Source organism: Sphingobium sp., from assembly GCF_035511395.1.
In the GTDB taxonomy this organism is placed as follows: domain Bacteria; phylum Pseudomonadota; class Alphaproteobacteria; order Sphingomonadales; family Sphingomonadaceae; genus Sphingobium.
Map to the genome: position 1 here is coordinate 66,394 of NZ_DATKFP010000350.1, position 20,925 is coordinate 87,318.

General features: G+C 62.3%; 11 protein-coding genes. 4 read left to right on the forward strand and 7 right to left on the reverse strand.

The annotated features are described in order from the left end of the window. The first annotated feature begins 178 nt into the window (after positions 1 to 178). On the forward strand, positions 179 to 1,435 hold the full coding sequence (locus VMR39_RS24110; protein WP_325420039.1) for a tyrosine-type recombinase/integrase: 1,257 nt from the start codon (positions 179 to 181) through the stop codon (positions 1,433 to 1,435). On the opposite strand, the gene VMR39_RS24115 is transcribed toward VMR39_RS24110, so the two are convergent. After that, the gene (locus VMR39_RS24115; protein WP_325420041.1) at positions 1,425 to 1,685 is read right to left on the reverse strand and encodes a helix-turn-helix transcriptional regulator; all 261 of its coding nucleotides are present in this window, start codon (positions 1,683 to 1,685) and stop codon (positions 1,425 to 1,427) included. The two genes, VMR39_RS24110 and VMR39_RS24115, sit on opposite strands and share 11 nt — an antisense overlap. Positions 1,686 to 2,116: 431 nt before the next feature. Between VMR39_RS24115 and paoC the strand changes: the two genes are divergently transcribed. Beyond that, positions 2,117 to 4,309, forward strand: coding sequence for an aldehyde oxidoreductase molybdenum-binding subunit PaoC (gene paoC / locus VMR39_RS24120; protein WP_325419969.1), 2,193 nt, complete (start codon positions 2,117 to 2,119; stop codon positions 4,307 to 4,309). A 668-nt stretch (positions 4,310 to 4,977) separates the two neighbouring features. Here the strand turns inward: paoC and VMR39_RS30555 are convergent. From VMR39_RS30555 to VMR39_RS24145, 5 genes are all read right to left on the reverse strand, one after another. Beyond that, the gene (locus VMR39_RS30555; protein ID WP_414712588.1) at positions 4,978 to 5,283 is read right to left on the reverse strand and encodes an ArdC-like ssDNA-binding domain-containing protein; all 306 of its coding nucleotides are present in this window, start codon (positions 5,281 to 5,283) and stop codon (positions 4,978 to 4,980) included. 289 nt (positions 5,284 to 5,572) lie between these two features. Further along, entirely contained in the window at positions 5,573 to 7,165 is a 1,593-nt protein-coding gene (locus VMR39_RS24130) for a carboxylesterase/lipase family protein (RefSeq protein WP_325419971.1), read from the reverse strand. Positions 7,166 to 7,405: 240 nt separating this feature from the next. Next, positions 7,406 to 9,787 carry a TonB-dependent receptor gene (locus tag VMR39_RS24135; RefSeq protein WP_325419973.1) on the reverse strand — a complete coding sequence of 794 codons (2,382 nt, stop codon included), beginning with the start codon at positions 9,785 to 9,787 and terminating at the stop codon, positions 7,406 to 7,408. Between the two features lie 135 nt (positions 9,788 to 9,922). Further along, a complete protein-coding gene (locus VMR39_RS24140; protein ID WP_325419975.1) occupies positions 9,923 to 12,997 on the reverse strand; it encodes an alpha-L-rhamnosidase in 3,075 nt (1,024 codons plus the stop codon). Between the two features lie 49 nt (positions 12,998 to 13,046). Continuing rightward, the gene (locus VMR39_RS24145; protein WP_325420043.1) at positions 13,047 to 16,676 is read right to left on the reverse strand and encodes a family 1 glycosylhydrolase; all 3,630 of its coding nucleotides are present in this window, start codon (positions 16,674 to 16,676) and stop codon (positions 13,047 to 13,049) included. Positions 16,677 to 16,899: 223 nt separating this feature from the next. On the opposite strand from VMR39_RS24145, the gene VMR39_RS24150 reads away from it, so the two are divergent. Continuing rightward, positions 16,900 to 17,526, forward strand: a complete 627-nt coding sequence (locus VMR39_RS24150; RefSeq protein ID WP_325419977.1) for a TetR/AcrR family transcriptional regulator — start codon at positions 16,900 to 16,902, stop codon at positions 17,524 to 17,526. Positions 17,527 to 17,597: 71 nt separating this feature from the next. Here the strand turns inward: VMR39_RS24150 and VMR39_RS24155 are convergent, their stop codons facing one another. Beyond that, entirely contained in the window at positions 17,598 to 19,880 is a 2,283-nt protein-coding gene (locus VMR39_RS24155; protein ID WP_325419979.1) for a TonB-dependent receptor, read from the reverse strand. A 124-nt stretch (positions 19,881 to 20,004) separates the two neighbouring features. On the opposite strand from VMR39_RS24155, the gene VMR39_RS24160 reads away from it, so the two are divergent. Next, positions 20,005 to 20,916 (forward strand): LysR family transcriptional regulator, encoded by a 912-nt coding sequence (locus VMR39_RS24160; RefSeq protein WP_325419981.1) that lies wholly within the window; start codon positions 20,005 to 20,007, stop codon positions 20,914 to 20,916. Positions 20,917 to 20,925 lie beyond the last annotated feature (9 nt).

Here is a 20,925-nt window from a genome sequence, read left to right on the forward strand (position 1 = left end):
TAACGACCACCTTGACGGTCTTGGCTGCTCTTGTGTCATACGAAAATGCTCGATACCGTCAGGGTCAACACAGCCCTGACGGTATTTTTTTCACCTTAATCACCTGAAAAGACATGCTTTTCCGGGCAGGAGAGGTGCGTTTTGGGGCTGACGGTATTTTCATAGCGGAGATATGCCGATGCTCACTGATGCAGCCATTAAATATCTGAAATCAAAAGACAAAGCCTACAAGGTTTCCGACCGCGACGGCATGTATGTTCTTGTCGGAACCAGCGGCACGATCTCGTTTCGCCTGGACTATCGAATTAACGGCCGGCGAGAGACTGTGACCTTCGGGAAATACGGGCCATCAGGGCTATCGCTGGCAAGAGCGCGCGAGAAATGCATCGACGCCCGGCGGATGATCTCCGAAGGGGTCTCACCGTCCCTTGAGAAGCAGAGGGAGAAGCGACGCCTCAAGGAAGCGAAGAACTTCGGGGAATTCGGTGAGAAATGGTTGAAAATGGCACCTATGGCCGACAGCACGCGAGCAATGCGGCGGTCAGTCTGGGAGCGCGAGTTGCTGCCTGTCTGGCGTACTCGTTTGCTCACAGAAATTACCCCCGGCGACCTGCGTGCCCACTGCTTGAAGATCGTCGACAGGGGAGCTCCTGCCACTGCCATACATGTCCGCGATATCCTCAAGCAGATATATGGTTTCGCAATCCTTCATGGCGAGAAGGTCGCCAATCCTGCAGAGGAGGTAGGCCCGTCATCGATCGCGACTTTCACACCGAAAGATCGGTCTCTCTCGCCCTCTGAAATCCGGGTTTTGTTCAAGGTCATCGAGAAAATTCCCACGCTCCCGACCATCCGGCTGGGAATGAGATTCTTCCTTCTCTCGATGGTGCGAAAGAGCGAACTTCAGGATGCGGTATGGGACGAGGTCGATTTTGAGAATGCCGTTTGGTCGATACCCAAGGAGCGGATGAAGCGGTCCAAGGCGCACAACGTCTACTTATCCACACAAATGCTCGACATCCTGATCGCGCTCAAAACATGCGCGGGTAACTCCAGATATCTCCTGCCGTCGCGCTATGATGCCGATGCGCCGATGTCTCGCGCTACATTCAATCGGGTAACCTACTCCGTTGTGGAGCAAGCAAAAAAGGATGGATTGCCGCTCGCCCCGTTCACGGTTCATGACCTTCGTCGGACCGGTTCCACCCTGCTCAACGAGCTCGGCTTCAACAGCGATTGGATCGAGAAGTGCCTCGCTCATGAGGACGGTCGCTCGTCGCGCGGGGTCTACAACAAAGCGGAATATGAGCTTCAACGCCGGCATATGATGCAAGAGTGGTCGAATACAGTCGAGGCCTGGATTTCCGGTCAACGATATGCCCCGGTCGTGCTCCCGCCTGATGCCCCACTTCTCGAGCTTGACCCTAGCCTTTGACAGGACGGGTCCGCCTATGACGGACATCAACAAGCTGGGCGCGGCGAATCGGCCGCGCCCGGCGATCCGCAAGCCAAGCCTCGACCTCCGCAAGGTTCCAGACGACGGTTCGCGGCGACAGGGCATAACGGCGGGGAAACTCGCCTCGCTGCTCCATCTCGAATATGGTGCTGTCCGCCAACGGCACCATCTCTCGCAGTTGCTGTCGCCGAATGGTGCGGGTGTATCCTGTGGGTTCCTGCTTTGGCATGCTTTCCTCCGCATTGGTCGAATGGTTTCGATAGAAATCGGAGAAACTTAAGGCTTTCAATCCCATCACGGTCCCCATCGCAGTCTGGCGCAGGAAAACAGGCTGTGGCGTAGTTTGGGGAATAGAAGGATTGCCTGGCGTTCGTCTCAAGTGGAATTCGCCAGAGCACCTCGTTTCGGCAATGCATTGTCTCATCCATTTATGAAGTTTGGTCATGAGGACATATCGCTGCGGTCATTTCTCTCATCGCGCCCTCGCGCGTTAGCCTCCACAGACTGCCATTGGAGAAATCCAATCAGTTGATCGGCGGCCGAAGCTGATCCGCGAGCCGGTCGCTGGAGGAATCGCCGGCTGGATCGGTCACCGAGCATGCAGGCTCTTTCGAGGTGAAGGCGAGCATGTGATGCCGCCAATTTGGAGACCAATCTGGCATGAAATTCGACACGCCTGCAGGTCCCAATCCGATCGATCGAATGAGGGTCGTGGGCCAACCCTACGCGCGTATCGATGGCCGGCTCAAAACGACTGGTGCCGCGCCCTATGCTTTTGAACGACATGATGTAGCCAAGAACATCGCATATGGGCATGTGGTGGGCGCCGCGATCTCAAAAGGGCGCGTCTCCCGTCTGAACGTCAGCGATGCTCTGGCAGCATCTGGCGTGCTCGCTGTCGTCACCGGCGAAAATGCCGGGAAGCTCGGCATTGGCGAATTCATCAAGGCGCCTGCTCTCGCTGCCCCGCAAGTGGCCCATTATCATCAGGCTATTGCATTGATCGTTGCGGAAACACTGGAACAGGCGCGAGCGGCAGAAACTCTGCTCCGGGTCGAATATGAAAGGTCTGCGGGCTCCTATGACCTTGCTCACGTGCCTGCTACTGGCACGTCCCGCATGGCACCAGATGCCGCCCGCGGAGATTTTGCGTCAGCGTTCGATGCAGCTCCTGTGAAGATCGATCGTCAATATACGACTCCTGATCAGAGCCATATGATGATGGAGCCCCACGCAACGATCGCGGCTTGGGACGGTGATCGACTCACATGTTGGACTTCGGTGCAGACAGTCGATTGGGGCCGGCGCGACCTTGGGCAGATATTGGGTATCCCCAAAGAGAACATCAGGATCAGTTCGCCATATATTGGTGGGGGCTTCGGTGGGAAGGCAACCGCGATGTCGGACGTGGTGCTGGCATCTTTGGGCGCGCGTGCAGCGGGAAGGCCCGTCAAGGTTGCGCTAGCGCGCACCCTCATGGTCAACAATACGGTCCACCGGCCCGCAACCATCCAGCGGGTACGCATTGGTGCCGATCAAGAAGGCAAAATACTCGCGATTGGGCATGAGACCGTGTCGGGGAATCTGCCAGGGCATTTCTTCACCGAGCCGGCGGCGATCCAGACGCCATCTTTATATGCTGGTGAGAATCGAATGGTGCGCGCTCGTCTTGGCGCGCTGGATTTACCCGAAGGAAGTTCGATGCGCGCGCCCGGCGAGGCCCCGGGTATGATGGCACTCGAGATCGCCATGGATGAACTTGCCGAGGCGCTGAACCTGGACCCAGTGGAACTTCGCATCCGGAATGATGCCAAGGTTCATCCCGGCGACGGTAAGAGGCCTTTCTCGACGAGGCAACTGGTGCCGGCATTGCGGACTGGAGCCGAACGGTTTGGATGGTCACGACGCCGTCCAAAGCCAAGCCAGCTTCGAGATGGGCGCTGGCTAGTAGGAATGGGCGTTGCCTCCGCAATTCGTGGTGCACGCACACGAACGTCCGGCGCCCGCGTCCGTCTGACCTCTAACGGTCGGATTGTGGTCGAAACGGACATGACCGATATCGGCACCGGCAGCTACACGATCATAGCCCAGACTGCTGCGGAGATGATGGGCGTGAACCTTGAGCAGGTCGACGTCCGACTTGGAGACAGCGATTTTCCGGTCACCGTCGGATCAGTAGGACAGCGTGGCGCCACCAGCTCAACTTCGGGTGTCTATGCGGCCTGCGTGAAACTGCGGGAAGCCATCGCCACACGATTGGGCTTGAACGAGAGCGACGTCTCCTATGAAGATGGTGCGGTGCTCAGCGGGAATCGTCGCATCGACCTGGCACAGGTCGGCAAAGACGGTGAACTGGTGGGCGAGGACAGCGTCGAGTTTGGCGATGCCCTGGCCAAACTCTATGCCCAGGAAGCGTTCGGTGCACATTTCGTCGAGGTTGGTGTCGATGCCAATACCTTCGAGGTGCGCATCAGGCGGATGCTGGCCGTCTGTGCCGCCGGCCGCATCCTCAATCCAAAAACTGCAAGAAGCCAGGTTATCGGCGCTATGACCATGGGGGCTGGAGCCGCTCTGATGGAAGAATTAGCCGTCGACAAACGGTTTGGATATTTCGTCAATCACGACCTCGCATCATATGAAGTGCCGGTTCATGCCGACATTCCCGATCAGCAGGTCATATTCCTGGAAGAAACTGACGGAACGATCTCCCCGATGAAAGCCAAGGGCGTAGGCGAGCTGGGGCTTTCCGGCGTGGCGCCGGCGATCGCCAATGCGGTCTACAATGCAACCGGCATCCGCGTGCGCGATTACCCGATCACGCTCGACAAGTTGATCGCGAGCCGCCGGGCATGACGGTTTTTCGAACTGCTCCTCGGTTGCTGCCGCTCGCATTTCTTAGGGAAGAAGGTTTTGCCAGAAAATTACCCTCCAGGACTCACCTGCGGGTCGCCAACGATTGTGAGAGTCGAAGGCCCTCGCCTTAACAAGAAAGGACGCATCGCGAGAACTGCAAGTTGGGAAGGCACTTGCGGTCGGGCAAAAGTAAATCATGGAGCGATACAGGCTTCTCGATAGCTTCGCGGCTTCGTTGATGGATGCTGCGAGCATCGACGTTTTAGGGGAAACGTTGGCCAAGATCGCACGAGAGATTGGCTTCTATTATTCGCAATTGCTGAGCATATCTGTTACGCTGCTTCCAAGTCGAACGGAGCCAGCCTGACCAATGCCTGTGCCTCTGGAAGGCCTTGAACCAGAATAAAAAATCACTCAATGGACATGATGGCGCCAGGGACGAAAAAGAGCGTTGGTTTCCCAACGCCCTGTAAATTCGCTCGGTCGGTACCCGATCTCCAGTAATTTCGTCCTTACGACGTGGCCACTGGCGGCGCTGCCCGATCCTGCACCCTCTTGCGAGCGTGCTTCATATTTAGGGACCGCAAGGCGTAAATACGGTCCGGATGGGGATTTTACAGCCAGCGTGCCCCGAAAAGTCAAGGTTCAGCTTAAGGGGCTCATCAGCGTTAGCCCAGCCATATCGGTTCGTCTGGAAGCCGCATCGGATGCAGCTTATGGTTGAGATTTTCCTCCGCCATCAGGAACTGCAGATTGCCCGGACGCAGCGAGAGACGTGCGGACAGCAAGCCCCGCTCGATGGCTGCGCCCCAGAGGATGAGGATATTGATGCCCGAATAGGTCCGGGCCGTCAGCGCATTGCGGGGCAAGCCGGGAGCCAGACGCCCGGCTTCGAAACCCGTCTGGCTGGAAGCCCAGGGCTGGACCCACGGAAAACGTCCCTCCTCCAGCTGCGCGATGATCCTTGCGGTCACCTCGTCATAAAGGTTGATCCGGTCGGGCTGGGCATTTTCGGCGCGATTCTTGCCCCGCGCGCGGCACGCGCGGCGTCCGCTGGCCGGACCGCAGGTGCGACATCCGCGCCAGCGATCGTCACCGCATGGACCAGACCCGTTTGGGGGGCTGGGCGACGCGCAGCGGCGTAGAGCGCGGCCGGCTCCGCCGGGGCGCCCGTATCAGCTTGGGATCTTGCCCGTCAGAAGACCGTCATGCAGGCAAGCCGCTGGCGACATCCTCATCATCTCGATGCGATCCCACTTCCCGTCAGTCCGGAATGTAGGACTGCGCCTGGAAGGTCTCGTTCACCTGCTCGGCAAGATCGAGACGATCCTTGTTGAAGTCCGTTTCGACCCGGGGCCCGTCATTGGTGAACACAAGGGCCTTTTCGTTGGGCCCAGGCTGGAACTGCGGCCAGCTCAAACCGCCAGCGCTGCCAGGGTCCGAGTTCCGGGCGAAATTGGTCCAGTAGGTCATCATCGCATCGGAGACCTGAAGGTCCATGTCCGTAGGGTCGAACCGTCGTGCGGTCGGGCTCTGGAGCGTACCGAAAATATAGGGAATATCGTCGCCATGAGCCGGAGCGCTCATTTCGCCACGCTTTGCCCTGGGGGTATAGTCGAAGACATAGCTCCAGGTGTTGCGCCCGTTCCGGGCATGATAGCGGCTGAGATAGCGGGCCGGCTCGGTATGATCGAGGTCGCTGGCAAGCTGGAGCGCCGCCTTACCGTCGTCGCCGCCATAGAGCGCGACTGCGCGCTCGCGAAGAGCCCCTGTGCGCACGAAGGTGGTTTCGGGGCGCTCCATGAGCGGCGGGACGTTACAGCGCTCGCACTTCGTGCGGCCGATGATCTGCGGGACAGGCGCCTCGCGGCCGGCCCTGTATGCGGACGCTATGGGTTCGGGAAGAAGCGTCCCGTCGATCATCGACCCAGGCAGGGACGTGACGGCGATCTTGAACTTTTCAGGCGCAATGGCGCGCAGGGCCTTCAGGGCCTCGGGCCCGGTGCCCTGCACGCCCAGCTGCTCTGCAAGGGCGAGCCCTGCCTTCTCTCCCGTCAGCGTCGCCCGCCCGCGAAGCGGCACCATCCTGTTCTGGCCTTCCAGGCCATAGTTGCGCCCGAGTCCCGATTGCGTGATGGCCTTGGCGAACAGGCCTTTCGCGCTCGGCGTGACCATCAGCGTGTTGACGATCTGCGCGCCCGCGCTGAACCCGAATATCGTCACATTGCCGGGATCCCCGCCAAAGTCTGCGACATTGGCACCCACCCATTTGAGGGCGGCAACAGCATCCATCAGCGTGAAGTTTCCGGTGAGACCGTCCGGATTTTCCGCCGAGAGGGCCGGATGGGCGAAGACGCCCAGATGACCGAGCCGGTAGTTGAGGGTGACGAGTATCACACCCTTGCGCGCCAGATAGCGGCCGTCAGTGGCGCTGCCCGACCCGAATACCATGCCCCCGCCATGATACCAGACCATTACCGGTAGCCTGGCGCCGGGCTTCGTCCCGGCCGGCCGCCAGATGTTGACGAAGAGGCAATCCTCCGAAGTGGCGGCCGATGCCGCTTCCCCGCGAGCCGGCTGGGGACATATGGCTCCGGCCTTGGTTGCATCGCGCACGCCGGACCAATGGACCGGCGCCCGCGGCTCGCGCCAGCGAAGATCGCCGACCGGGGGCGCGGCATAGGGTATGCCCATGAAATATTCGACGCCGTCTACGGCGGCGCCGCCGATCTCGCCCTGCGCGATCGACGCACGAACCGGGTCTGCGGCCCGCGCCTGTCCGACGCTGGCCGCTGCGAGCGCAAGGAGACAGCCTGACTTCAGTAGGGCGCCTGCCCCCGATCTATCTGGTCGCATTCTACACCCATCCCCTCCGCCTGCGGCGTTATATGTTCCGTATTTGGGAACATTTGATTGTAAATGCGATTTTGTTGCAGGGCTTCGATTAAGTCAATAAGGCTTTGCCATCGCACTATCAGGATCATGCATGCCCGGCAGGCGGATGGCCCTGACCGGGACGATATTGCAGGTGCCCGGATACGGCGTTTCAGTGTGACGGACGGACGATCCACGCACCGCCGTCCGCCTCTCCTGGGGCTATTGCCATGCCTTGAACGTCAGTCCGAACATCTGCGGATCCGAAGGCGTACCGAGGATAAGTCCCGAATTGCCCGCCTGGACGGTCAGATTCTGGATATAGTCGCGATCGAAGAGGTTGCGCGCGAAGATGTCGATCTCCCATCCCTTCTCGGAACGGTAGCCCACAAGCGCATTGGTCACATTATAGCCCTTGATCCAGGTATAGCGCGAAAGGCTCGGGTCGCCGAAATAGCCGCTGCGCGCGCTTGTGTCGGCATGAAGTATGAACGCACCGTCCGAACCGACCGGCAGGCGATAGTCGATGCCGACCGTGCCGGCCCAGCGTGGCAGACCCGAGAGACGCTGCCCGGTGAGGGTGCAGGCCGTCGTTCCTGCCCCCTGAAGCTCGAGCGGACAGGGACCGGCCGGATAGTCGCTATATTCGCCATGGGCATAGGTGCCCGCCGCGCGGACTGTGAGGCCCGGTGCCAGCAATGCCGTGGCATCGACCTCCACCCCCTTCACGGTCACCTTGGGGATATTCGAGAGATAGCCGCGCAATGCCACCGTCTGGGCACTGTCGACGATCGTCGCCTGGAAATCCTCGACATCCGTCCAGTAGCCGGCGAGATCGAAAACGAGACGCCGATCGAGCAGGCTCGCCTTGATGCCGGCCTCGTAGGTCGTGTTCTTCTCCGGCCTGATGACCGCAGTCGAGAGCGCCGGCTGGTTGAGATTGTCGAGGGGAAGACCCGACATGTTGATGCCGCCCGATTTGAACCCGCGCGCAAAGCTCGCATAGGCCATCAGCGCGTCCGTCAGGCTCCAGGCGAGGTTGACGCGCCCCGACAGGCTGCCGTCCTTGTCGCTCGCAGCATAGCTTTGCGGCCGCAGGACCGAGAGCTTGGCATTGATGAGAGCCATGTTGGTCGTGGCGAGACCGCCCGAGACGGTGCTGCTATACTCCCCCTCCTTCTCCTCATAGGTGTAGCGCAGTCCGCCGGTCAGGGTGAGCCGGTCGGCGAGCCTGTAGTTGAGCTCGCCAAATGCCGCATAGCTGTCCGTCACGAAGCGCGTGTGCCCGTCCGTGCCGTAACCGTCGAGCAGGTTGCCGGGCACGGGTGTATTGCCGGCCCCGGTCGTGGGCCCGATCAGCCAGTAGGCGGCCAGCGGGCCGTAGATGCTGATCGGCCGGCCGGTGATCTTCTGCCGGAAATAATAGAGTCCCAGCACATAGGAGAGGCGCCGGTCGCCGTTCGAGGCGAGGCGCAGCTCCTGGCTGTACTGATCCTGGCGTGAGGGAATATGCTGCGACATCTGGATCGGAAGGCCGGTATAGTCGCGGTCGTTTTCCGCATCCCAGTTCCAGAAGCGCCAGGCCGTGACGGATGTCAGCGTGGCACCGCCCAGATTCCAGTCGGCGATGGCGGAAATGCCCCCTTCGCTGGTCCGCACGTCGAGCGGACCGTCGATATCCGTGATCCGATCATAGGGATTGCGACTGGGCGGCGCATAATTCTGTCCGGCCGCCAGCGCGGGAAACTGACGGGACGGATTGCGCAGGCTCTCGCCCACGCGCAGGAAGACCTGGGTGCAGCAGTCGCTCTGGAAATTGGCGAAATCCGCCGAAAGCCGAAGCGAGAAGTCGGCTCCCGGCGTGAACAGCAATTGTCCTCGCACGGCCTGATTGCCGATCCCGTTATGATCCCGGCCGTCGTGCACGTTGCGGATCACGCCGTCCCTGCGGGTCACCAGTCCGGAAATGCGGCCGGCGAGAAGACCATCGATCAGCGGCCCCGATGCGGACGCCTTGGCCTGGACGAAATTTCTCTCGCCCACCGAGAGCTCCTCTCGTGCCTCGGGGACGAAGCTTGGAGCGCGGGTCGTGATGTTTATCGCGCCTGCCGTCGTATTCTTGCCGAACAGCGTTCCCTGGGGGCCGCGCAGCACCTCGATCTGTTCGATGTCGGTAAAGTCGAAGGCCGCAGTGGCCGGTCGCGCATGATAGACCTGATCGACGTAGAAGCCCACGCCCGGCTCGAGCCCGTCATTGGCCTGGCTGACCGCGACGACGCTGGAACCCAGGCCCCGGATGGTGAAGGCGGTGTTGCGGGGGTTGGCCGAACTATAGTTCAGCGTGGGCACGAGCTGGCTGAGCTGTCCGGTATTGACGGTATAGCTGCGGTCCAGATAGTCGCCGCCGACCACCGAAATGGCGGCCGGCACCTGCTGTGCATCCTCAGCGCGACGTCGCGCCGTGACGATGATGGGTGAAAGACCGCTGGCTTCGGCACGCCCGCTCTCGTCGGCCGGGGGCGTTTGAGCGATAGCCTGACCGCCGTGGAAGAGCGCTCCTGCAAGAATGATGGCGATGGAAGGCCATGTACGTATCGGCTGCATTTCGATCCCCCCTGACGACGCATTGCTATATTTCAGTGGATATAGCGCCTATCGCGTCGCGATCGAGGAGAGAAGCTCGCTTTCCCCATAGAGGTTATGACCGCAGGTCATGAATGATGGCCAGGCCGACGACCGCTAGAAGCTGATCCGGTGCACGCCTGGACCAAATAACCTGTCGCCCGAGGACAGGCGAAGCTCTGCTGTGGAATTGGCGGGGACCACGATATCGAGCGTGCCTGCACCCGACGCGACGCGCCAGCCAATCTCGATCGGCCCGCGTACCGTCTTCACCGAGGCGCGGCATCGCGATACCCGTTCATCGAACAGGGGCGCTATGCGAAACCGCTTAAAGCCCGGCTCGATCGGTTCGATGCCCGCCACACGCCGGTAAAGGAAGCCGCAGACGGCGCCCAGGGCATAATGGTTGAACGAATTCATGGCGACGTCACCGGTATCGCCATTCCACCGTTCCCAGATCGTCGTCGCCCCCTTGCGCACCATATAACCCCATGAGGGAAAGCCGGTGCGCAGCAGAAGATCCCAGGCGAGCCGGTCTTCGCCAGCCGCCGCCAGCGCGTCCAGCGCAAGCGGGGTGCCGAGGAACCCGGTCGACAGCAAGGTGCCGCGCCTGCGAATATCCCCGGCCAGAAGCGCCCCGGACTTCGTCTGCAGCCCGTCGGGCAGCAGACCGAGGCTGAGCGCGAGGATATAGCTGCAATGGCTGCCGTTGCCGACGGTGCCGTCCGGCTTGACGAAGGCGGCCGCGAAGGCAGCCGCGATCCTGGCGCGGAGCGAGCGCCATCTGGCCGCTTCGTCTGCCCGTCCCGTCCAGGCCGCCATCTGTGCAAGCTGCTGTGCCGAGCGTGCGAACATGGCAGTGCCGATCAGCGCCTTGGGGGTGGTCTCGTCCATGGGTGATTTCGCATCGAGCGCCAGCCAGTCGCCAAGATCGGCACCGCGCCCCTTGCTCCACAGGCCGTCGGGATTGGCCGCCGCTATGCCCTCGACATAGGCCGTCATCGCGGCCCAGTTTTCATCGACGATCGTGCGATCGCCGCTGTGTAGATAGGCGATATAGGGCAGCATCACGCCCGCGTCGGACCAACCCGGCGTGGCGCTGTCGGTGCCCCAGCCCAGTCCGTCCGGGGATGGCGCCCAGAGCGGATAGGCACCGTTCGCGCCCTGCGCCTCACGCAGGATGCGACCATAGGATCGGGTGAAGGCGCCCACATCCATGTTGAAGCTGGCAGCATCCCAGAAGATCTGCGCGTCGCCGGTCCAGCCCAGTCGCTCGTCGCGCTGGGGACAATCGGTCGGGATGCCCATGAAGTTGGAACGCTGGCTCCAGAGCGTGTTGAGCCAGAGCTTCTGGATGTCGGGTGCATCGATCTCGAACGTCCCCGTCTCCGCCATCGCGCTCGAGAGCCTGATGCCCGTGACCATATCTGCCGTCAGGACGGGAAGACCATCGACCTGCGCATAGCGGAAGCCCTGATAGCTGAAGACGGGTTCGAGGATTTCGGCCGCGCCTGCACCGCGCAACCGATATCGGTCCTCGGCCCGGGCAGCGCGCAGGTTTCGGCGATCAGGCTCGCCGTTCGCCGCCAGGATTTCGGCATGGCGCACGACGATTTCCTGGCCGGCTGCGCCCTTGACCTGCAACCGGACGCGGCCGGCGAAATTCTGGCCGAAATCGACGATATGGCGCGTGGGACCGAGCCTGCGGATGGTGACAGGCGCGAGCGTGCCCATCACCCGAACCGGATCGGCCAGTGCGGCTGCGCAAGGCGCATCGGGCACCGGCGCTTTCCAGCCATGGTCCCAGCCTGCCTCATCGAAGCCGGGCCCGTCCCAGCCCGCTGGCCACAGGCGCAGATCCTGGTCCTCGCCCGCATAGATTTCGGACATCTGCACCGGAGCCTCGGCATGGCGCCATTCCGGACCGGTCGAGACATGTTCGACCTGACCGTCGGGCCGGACAATCTCCAGCATCATCCGCACCCGCCGCGGTGCGCCGCCAAAGGCATAGCGACCGTTGGGGGCCTGATAGCTGGCATAATAGCCATCCCCTACCATCGCCCCGATCGCATTGGCGCCATCACGCAGCAGCGCGGTAACGTCATAGGTGCGATAGGGAATGCGCACCGTATAGTTGGCCGGTTCGCACTGGAGTTCGTCGTCATTGACCCGGCGGCCATTGAGCCAGATCCGATAGCCCCCGAGCGCCGCGACATGGAGCCGCGCACGGGCGACCTTCCCCGGAAGCGAAAAGCCCCGGCGCAGCAGCCGCGCAGGCGCGGGCGGCCAGGGAAATACCGGCTGCTTTTCCAGCGGAGCAGCCGGCGCCCACTCTTCCACGGTCCCCAGGCGCGTTTCCCATCCGCCGGAGATGCGCTCGGCTTCGGCCGCTCCCTCGAGACGGATCTGCGCAGCGAGCGAGACGAAGGGCTTGACGAAAAAGCCGGGCGTCGGTGCCATCTCGACGGTCAGGCTATGATTGCCTGCCGAAAGACGCAGGGGCAGACGTGTGGCAGGCGCTCCACCAAAGGCGTTGGGATCGCGCGTCGGCAGGGCCAGCGGTTCGCCATCCAGCATCAGCACGGACATGACGCCATCGCCCACGATCGTGAGAAGCGCGTCGCCCGCCTTGCTGCGGAAGCCGAGCCGGAACGACCGCGGCTCGCTCGGCGAAGGCGCCGGGCCACCCACCCATTGCGCACCGGCGATCCGGTCGTCCCTCTCGGTCGCGCTTTCGACCGCAAGCCAGTCCCCGGTCCAGTCGCCCGGCGCGAGAAGGCCCATTTCCCACGTCGCAGGCGCGCTCCGGGCGGGCGTTCCTGCCTGGTTCCAGACCTCCACCATCCAGTGGCAGACCTGTCCCGACACCAGCGGTCGACCCGAATAGGCTATGCCGGCGCAGTCAGCGCTTTCCACCCGGCCGCTATCCCACAGATCGCCGCGACCTTGTGCCAGCGTCGCCGCCGTGGACGCAACGAGGATGCGATAGGCCGTCTGTCGCGCGCCGGTTCCACCTGCCATGTGCCAGGACAGGGCCGGACGGCGATCGTCGATACCGATCGGGGCCTCGCGCATGGCAACGCGCAATCCGGTAACGCCTTGCCCCGCCGACGGCGCGGACACTGCCTTCTGGGCGCCAAGCCCGAGGATCGCACCTGTGGCCAGGAAAGAACGGCGATCTAGAGCGGGCATGGGGCGATCCTTGGCACGAGCGGGAAAGAGGGGAAGACGGGCAGCGAATTCAGATCGCGTTTTCGCGGGCGTAGCGGCCCAGATGCAAGCCGCTTGGCTTCATGGTGCGGCGGAAAGTCGTGCGATCGACCGACACGAGGCCGAATTGGGCGGTGTAGGCCCGGTTCCATTCGAAATTGTCGAGAAGCGCCCAATGGATATAGCCGCGAACGTCGACGCCGTCCGTGATCGCCCGGGCAAGTCCGGCCAGCGCGCGGTCGATATAGACGATGCGCCGGCTGTCATCGGCCGTCGCCACGCCATTTTCAGTGACGATGACCGGACGGCCGGTCGCCTTGGCAACCCATCGCACAGTTGCCTCCAGCGCCTGTGGATAGAATTCCATCTCGGTCTGCGTCAGCTCCACGCCCGCTGGCGGGGGCAGATCGATGTCCTTGCCGACGATCGCCCGGCCATAGGTCTGTACTCCGATGAAATCGTCCCCCGCGACCGCCGCGAACCAGGGTGCATAGACCTGTTCGATCTTGCGCTTGAGGCCGGCGGGATCCGGTCCGGCCTGTTCATCCGCGACCGCGAGGCTGAGACCCAGTTGCAGGTCGGGCCGCACGGACTTGATTGCCTCGACGGCGCGTCGATGCGCATCGGCCTGGATCGGGCCTGCGCGTGGCGCATCGAAGATCGGCGTGGACGAGAAGCGGTCGCTTCCCACCGCCCTTGCAGCCGCAGCAGCTGCCTGGGCGAAATAGGGCATGGTCGCGCGGAAGCCCGGCTGCCAGGCCAGCTGTGCCGCCAGATTGGGTTCGTTGAACGTCAGGGCATGGCTGTAGCCGGTTCCGAGTGCCTTGGCGGTCCGTTCGCAAAAGCGCAGGAAATGGTCGACATTGGCTGCCTCTTCCCAGCCGCCCCTGGCCGCGAACCAGCGCGGAACGGTGAAATGGGAATAGGTGACGAAGGGCTTCAGGCCAAGTTCCGCGCATCCATCCACCATGCGCCGGTAGTGATCGAGCGCGGCGAGGGAATATTCGCCCGCCTCCGGCTCGATCCGCGACCACTCGATACCGAACCGGTAGCAGTTGAGGCCCATCTGCCGAACCAGTGCGATATCCTCGCGCCAGCGATGATAGCTGTCGCAGGCGTCCGCCGAAGGTTCGGCATAGGCGCTGGGCTTGAGATGCTCGAGCACCCAGCTGTCGCTGTTGACGTTGCCGCCTTCGACCTGGTGGCCGGCGGTCGCCGCGCCCCAGATGAAATCGGAGCGGAGCCTCGAACGGGCGGCCAGGGCCGGCCCCGCCAGGGTGGCTGCCAGCGTGGCGCCGCCGATCTGGAGCATCGAGCGGCGCGACATGGTATCGGGCATGGCGTCCATCCCTTTCTTAGAAACGGAACTGGACGGTCGCGCCGATCGTGCGGACCGAGTCGAAGCCGAACTGCTGCTGATAGGTGGCGACGTTCGCGATCGCGTCGCCGGAATCGAGGCCGATGAAGTTGGATTATATTCGTTCGTGCAATTCTTGCAGAAGACCGACAGCCGCATGCCGTTGTCGAGCCGCACGCCCGCGCTGGCACCGATGAGGTCGAGCGTGGGGACGCTTGCCCCCGGAGCCTGGTTCACCAGATAGTTGATCGTGGTGCGGTGATACCAGTTGCCCTCGATGAAGGGATGGATCGCCCCTCCGGTCTGGAACTCGTACATCGCCTGGACCGAGGACGCGAATTTGGGCGCGGTCGGGGTCCGCTTGCCCGCTGCATTGAAGGAGCCCGTCGCAGCGCAACTCGCATCGGCCTGACCGGGATAGCATTGCGCGCCGGCAAAGTCGTCGAACCGGGAGTTCAGGAAGGTGGCCGACCCGTTGATCGACAGGCCCCTTAGCGGGTTGGCGTTGACCGTCAGTTCGACGCCCTTGCTTGTCACCGACGCGGCATTCTGCACGATGAAGCTCTGGAGCTGCGTATCGAGCGATTGCGTCTGGTAATTGTCGAACTTGGTATGGAAGGCCGAAGCGTTCACCACCAGGCGGCGATTGAACCAGCTGGTCTTGAAACCGATCTCGGCGGTGTTGGACTTTTCGGGCCGGACCAGGAGCGGCGCATTCGCGGTGGCGCCGGTATCGTTGAAGCCGGGGCCCTTGTAGCCGCGTCCGTAGGAGCCGTAGATCATGGCGTCGCGTGTCAGCTGATACTGGGCGCCAGCACGCCAGCTGAAATCCGTATGGCGATAGGATTCCGCGATGGCGCCCGGAACGCCCAGCGTCACGAAATAGGCGCCGCGATTCTGGTCGAGATCGATGCTGATCTCGTCGCGGGTCACGCGGCCGCCCGCGAAGAGCTTGAACTGGTCGGTCAGGGCGAAGGTCAGCTGGCCAAAGCCGGCATAGCTGTCGGTCTTCATGCGATAGCTGTTGTCGCGGCCCAGGAAATAGTCGTTGCTGGCCGAGCAGGTGGGCGGGAAGGCACCCGGCACCGCTGTCGCTCCGACACAGAAGGGGAAGGTCGGCAGCAGGAAGTCGGGCAGATAGTTGTTGCCTGCGATCTGGCTACGCTGTGCGATCGTGGAGTGGAAATAATAGAGGCCGGCCTGGCCCGTCAGCCGGCTGTCGGCCGGAAGCGCCACGCGCAGTTCGTTGGAGAACTGATCATAATCCGCGTGGGTATAATTGATGTTGGCGCCGTTGCTGTTGGTGAAGTCGGTATCGAGCTGGGAATCAAAATTGTAGAATTTCCAGGCGAAGATGTTGCTGACGACGATCCCGCTGTCGGCCGTGTAGCTGAGCGAGGCCTGCGCGCCGCCGAGCTTCAGGTCGCGCCAATAGCCGCCATCGCCAGCGAATGTGAAGTTCCGGTCGCCTGCCACGATGCCCGAGGCAGCCAGCGGCGCGGCATTGGTGCTGCCCTCGCCCAGTTCGCGATAGGTGCGATCATAGATGCCCGCGACGCCATGCGATTCGGCATATTCGCCGACGACGTACAGTTCGAGCGCGGGCGTGATTTCCTGCAGATATTTGGCCCGCACGCCATATTGCTTGCGATCCAGATCGTTGCGCGCGCCGCCGCTGCCGGCGAAGTGCGTGCCGGGCTCCTCGATCGAATAGGTGCCGTTAACCCGAAGCGCGCCGGTTTCGCCGACCGGGATATTCACCGTCTGGCGCGCGATGGCCGACCAGGCCTGTTCGTCGCTGCCGGGCGTATCCCGATTGTTCAGCTCCAGATTGGTCTCGCTTTCGAACTTGCCGAGCTTCGGGCGGGTCGAGACGACGTTGAGCAGCCCGGCCGATGCGTTCTTGCCGAAGAGCAGGCCCTGCGGTCCGTTGAGCACCTCGACCCGCTCGACATCGTTGAACAGGCCCTGTGCGAGGAAGGGTCGTCCGAGATTGACCTCGTCGAGCGCCGTCGCAACGCTCGAATCGATCGTGGTCGCGAACGCCTGGGTGCCGACCCCGCGGATCGCGAAACTATTGTCGTTGCCGACCTGGAGGCTGGGCGCCGCGAGCGCGACCTGGCTGAGATCGTTGAGGTTGCGCGACTTGAGCGTATCGGCGCCAAGCGCGGTCACGCTGACCGGGACATCCTGCAGGCGCTCGGCCCGGCGCTGGGCGGTAACCACGATTTCAGCCACGCCTTCGCTGGGCTGCTGGGTCTGCGCATAGGCCGGATGGGTCACTGCGATCAGGCTCGCTCCCACCAAGAAAACTGTCCTGCCCATCATATCCTCCCTTTTCGATCGTGCAGCTGCTCTGCCCTTGCCTGTCGCAATGGTCTGATACATACAAACAGTCAACACTGTTTGTATGTATCGATATCGATCGATTTTAGTTATGGATAGCTTGGGTTTGCCGAGCCTATACGAAGTCGAGAACGATCGGAGCGGATCGCATGAAGGCAGAGACTGAATGAAAGACCGGGCCATGGCCAAAAACCGCCGAACGCAGGAAGAGAGGACGGCGCAGACCAGACTGGCGCTGATCGATGCGACGATCGCGGCGATCAGCGACCTGGGCTATACCGGAGCCAGCACGACGCTGATCGCCGAAAAAGCCGGGGTCAGCCGCGGGGCGATGATGCATCATTTCCCTACAAGAGCAGCATTGATGGCGGACGTCGTGCGGCATGTCTTCGACCATGAGATGGCCGAATATGAGGAAACGCGGGTGAGAACCGGCTTCGGCGACCGGCTTTACGATTGGCCCAGGCTTCTCTGGGCGGTGTTGAGCCGCCCATCGGGCATGGCGGTTCTCGAAATTCTCCAGGCGACACGTAGCGACCGCGATCTGGCAGCGCTCGTCGTGCCGATGCAGGAAGCGGTCGAGCAATCCGCGCTGGGGGCCGTGCGGGGTGCCTTTGGCGGCGACGAGAAGCTGGCGCTTTCCGTCATGCGATTGATGGTATGGTCGGTGCGGGGGCTTTCCATCGCCGAACGCTATCTGCCCCATCGCGCCGAAACCGAAGATGCCGTCGAACTGCTGAGCCGGCTCCTGCGTCAGGCGGCGCCCGATGGGCAGATGGCTCCATTGAAGACGCTGATGGAGCCCTGAGGCCGGCGGAAGCATGGATGCTCCCGCCGTCCCACTCGCGCGCCGATCCCCCGCGCGATGATCGCACGCCTCTAGAAGCGGACGCCGGCGCGAATGCCGTAGGTGCGGGGCGGACGCAGCTGATTATAGATGACGCCAGGCTTGGCCGGACTTTGCAACGAGTTGGCGAACACCAGTTCATTTTCGATATTGTTGATAAAGCCGGTGACGGAAAGCTTGCCAGAAGGCGTTTCATAGGTCAGCCGGGCGTTCGACATCATATAGGATCCCTGTCTGCCCAGCTCGAGGAAATCGAGCGAGAGATAGCGCGACGTCTCGATCCGGGTATCGACGCCGGCCGTGAGCCGGCCATGGTCTCCCAGGACAAAACCATGTTCATAGCCCAGGTTGAAAACCCATTTGGGCGCGTTGACGAGCGGACGACCAGAGCAGTCGACATCGTAGATGCGGGCTGCAGCCGAGGCCCCGGTCTGGCTGGTGGGCGTCACCGCGCAGCCGATCACAGGCGCGGTGCCCGTCGTCGAATAGGCCTGATAGGTCAGCTCGTCATATTTGCTGTGTAGATACTGGATATTTGCAGACAGCTGGTCGTTCGGCGTCGGCTGGAACAGGGCTTCGAGTTCGATGCCGTAGATCGTCGACCGCCCCGCATTCTCGGTGGTGAAGACGGGGCCGTAGATCGGACCTCCGGGCGTGCTGGCGACCTGGACCGGGCCGAGATGGGAAATCTGCTGGTCCTTATACTTCCAGTAGAAGGCTTCGGCATTGAGCTGCACCTTGTTGTCGAAGAAGCGGTTCTTCGACCCGATCGTGTAGGCGGTCATGTTTTCCGGAGCCGAATAATTGCGGCCGGTCGCCGCAAACAGCGCGCCCGATTTGAACCCGGTCGCGGCCGAGGCGTACAGCAGCGAGCGCGGGCCTGCGTCGAACTCCACGCCCGCCTTCCAGGTCAGCTTGTTGAAATTCACATCGCTGCGCGGATTGCTCACGATATCGAGGATGATCGGTGTGAAATTGCCCTGGGCCGGATTGACGAAGCCGACGAACGGCAGGGTATGCGCCTCGGTTGCCTGCCGCTTGCCGTCCGTGGTGTAGCGCAATCCGCCCGTGACCCGGAGCTGCTGCGAAAGCGAAAGGGTCGCCTGGCCGAAGGCAGCGAGGCTTTCGGTGTCGAGCTGGGAATTGATCCTCGTGCCGTTGCTGGCCTGATCGAAGCGCTGCCGCGCGCTCACATCCTCGGCGAAATAGAAGCCGCCTACCACCCATTCCAACGGACCCGACCGACTTGCAAGGCGGGTCTCGAGCGACATCTGGCTCGACTTTTCCTGAATATCGATGAGGAAGCTCGACGCATAGGAGCGGAAGTCGAGGTCGGTCTTGCGGTAGGCCGGAACGACCGTCAGCGTCGCAAAGCCCAGGTCGGCATTGACCGTCAGGGCCGCACCGAAGAAGCCGTTATCCTGATATCCGTCGTTACGCGCGATCGCCTGGGGTACGGGCGCCGTCGGCGAACGCGAGACATAGGCGGCGATCACGCGCGGGTCGCTCGGTCCGAGCCGATGCTTGCCATCAAGAAGCGGCATGATCGTTCCGCCAGATCCCATGCCGCCGACATGCGCATAATCGACCGAGAGGGTGGCATCGAGGCCCGTGCCGGTTTCGCCCCTCAGCTGCGCGCGGATCGCCTGCGTATCCTCATCGTCATAGCCGTCGCTATAATAGCCGTCGCGCTTCACATATTGGCCGGCGATCCGGAATGCGGCGCTATCGCCGATGGGCAGGTTGAGTGCCGCCGATCCCTTGATCGCGTCATAATTGCCATATTCCGCGTTGATATAGCCGCTCGTCTCGCCAAGCTTGGGCTTGGCCGTGATGACGTTGACCGCGCCGCCCGTGGCATTGCGACCATATAGCGTACCCTGGGGGCCCTTGAGCACTTCCACCCGCTCCAGATCGTAGAAGAGGCCGGCAGGCGCAGCGGGGCGCGAAAGATAGACGCCGTCCAGATTGAAGGCGACGCCCTGCTCGGCAAAGGCGTTGGCGCCGAATGTTCCGACGCCGCGAAGGTAGATCTGGGTGAAGGAAGCGGCCGGAGCGACCTGCAGGGCCGGCACGACACGGGTCAGATCGTTCGCTTGGGTGATACTCTGCTGCACCAGAGCATCGCCGGTCACCGCGCTGACGGCAATGGCCGCTTTCTGGAGATTCTCGGTTCGCCGCTGCGCTGTGACGATGATGTCGGCAATGCCAGATGCGCCTGCTTCGCGGGGCGCATCGCCACCTGCATCCTGCGCATGCGCGCCGACAGTCGAGATCGATATCGCCGCTACGGTGGCCAGCAATACTGTCTTCAATTCCCTCTCCTCTCCGGTTTCGCGTACCTGATCCGGCACGTCTGCGAGGAAAGAGTAGAACAGCCGGGGGTCATAGGTTAAATCGTTTGATCTTATCGATATCCAATCATGAAATGGATTGTTCATGCGGTTCCGCGGTCTCGATCTCAATCTTCTGGGCGTGTTCGAGGGGCTGATGCAGACGCGTTCGGTCTCAGGCGCCGCGAGGCAGATGAACCTTAGCCAGCCGGCAATGAGCGCGGCTCTCTCGCGCCTGCGCGACTATTTCGGAGACCAGCTCCTCGTCACTCATGGGAAACGGATGTATCCGACCGCCTTTGCCGAAAGCCTCGCGCCCCAGGTCCGCGAATGCCTCGCGACCATCGAGTCGATGCTCGCCACCTCGGCCTCCTTCGACCCTTTGACCTCGCAAAGACGCTTCCGGCTGATCGCATCGGACTATGTGGTGGCAGCCATCATTGCGCCCCTGCTGGAACGACTTGCAGAACAGGCGCCCGGCGTCACCATCCAGCTCATATCGCCGGACGATCACAGCTCCCAGCTCATTGTCGACGGCAAGGCCGACGTCATGATCGCACCCGAGCAGTTCATGTCCACGGACCATCCCAGCGAACTATTGTTCGAGGAAGAACATGTCGTGGTCGGGTGGAGCGGCAACGGCCTGTTCGAGCAGCCGATCGACGAGGCTGGATTTCTCAGCGCGGGCCATGTGGCCGTTGCGATCGGTTCCAGATCCAACGCCGCTTTTGCCGATCGCCATCTGGCCATCCTCGGCAAGGTCCGCCGGATCGAGGTCTCCGCATCCTCGTTCACGACCGTTCCCTGGCTGCTGATCGGAACGCCTCGCCTCGCCGTGATGCACAAGCGGCTCGCACAGGCTGCCGCACGCATGTTTCCGATTGCGAGCGCCCCGCTTCCCTTCGACTTTCCGCTGATGCGCGAGATGGTCCAGTTCCATCATACCCGGGCGCAGGACGAGGGACTGAAATGGCTGCGGTCGCGTCTGCGAGACATGGCTTACGATCAAAAAATCTGATCGTTATCG

Coding starts and splice junctions, on each gene's coding strand:
- VMR39_RS24110 (WP_325420039.1), top strand. CDS start 179: ATGCTCACTGATGCAGCCATTAAATATCTGAAATCAAAAGACAAAGCC.
- VMR39_RS24115 (WP_325420041.1), bottom strand. CDS start 1,685: ATGCCAAAGCAGGAACCCACAGGATACACCCGCACCATTCGGCGACAG.
- paoC (WP_325419969.1), top strand. CDS start 2,117: ATGAAATTCGACACGCCTGCAGGTCCCAATCCGATCGATCGAATGAGG.
- VMR39_RS24130 (WP_325419971.1), bottom strand. CDS start 7,165: ATGCGACCAGATAGATCGGGGGCAGGCGCCCTACTGAAGTCAGGCTGT.
- VMR39_RS24135 (WP_325419973.1), bottom strand. CDS start 9,787: ATGCAGCCGATACGTACATGGCCTTCCATCGCCATCATTCTTGCAGGA.
- VMR39_RS24140 (WP_325419975.1), bottom strand. CDS start 12,997: ATGCCCGCTCTAGATCGCCGTTCTTTCCTGGCCACAGGTGCGATCCTC.
- VMR39_RS24150 (WP_325419977.1), top strand. CDS start 16,900: ATGGCCAAAAACCGCCGAACGCAGGAAGAGAGGACGGCGCAGACCAGA.
- VMR39_RS24160 (WP_325419981.1), top strand. CDS start 20,005: ATGCGGTTCCGCGGTCTCGATCTCAATCTTCTGGGCGTGTTCGAGGGG.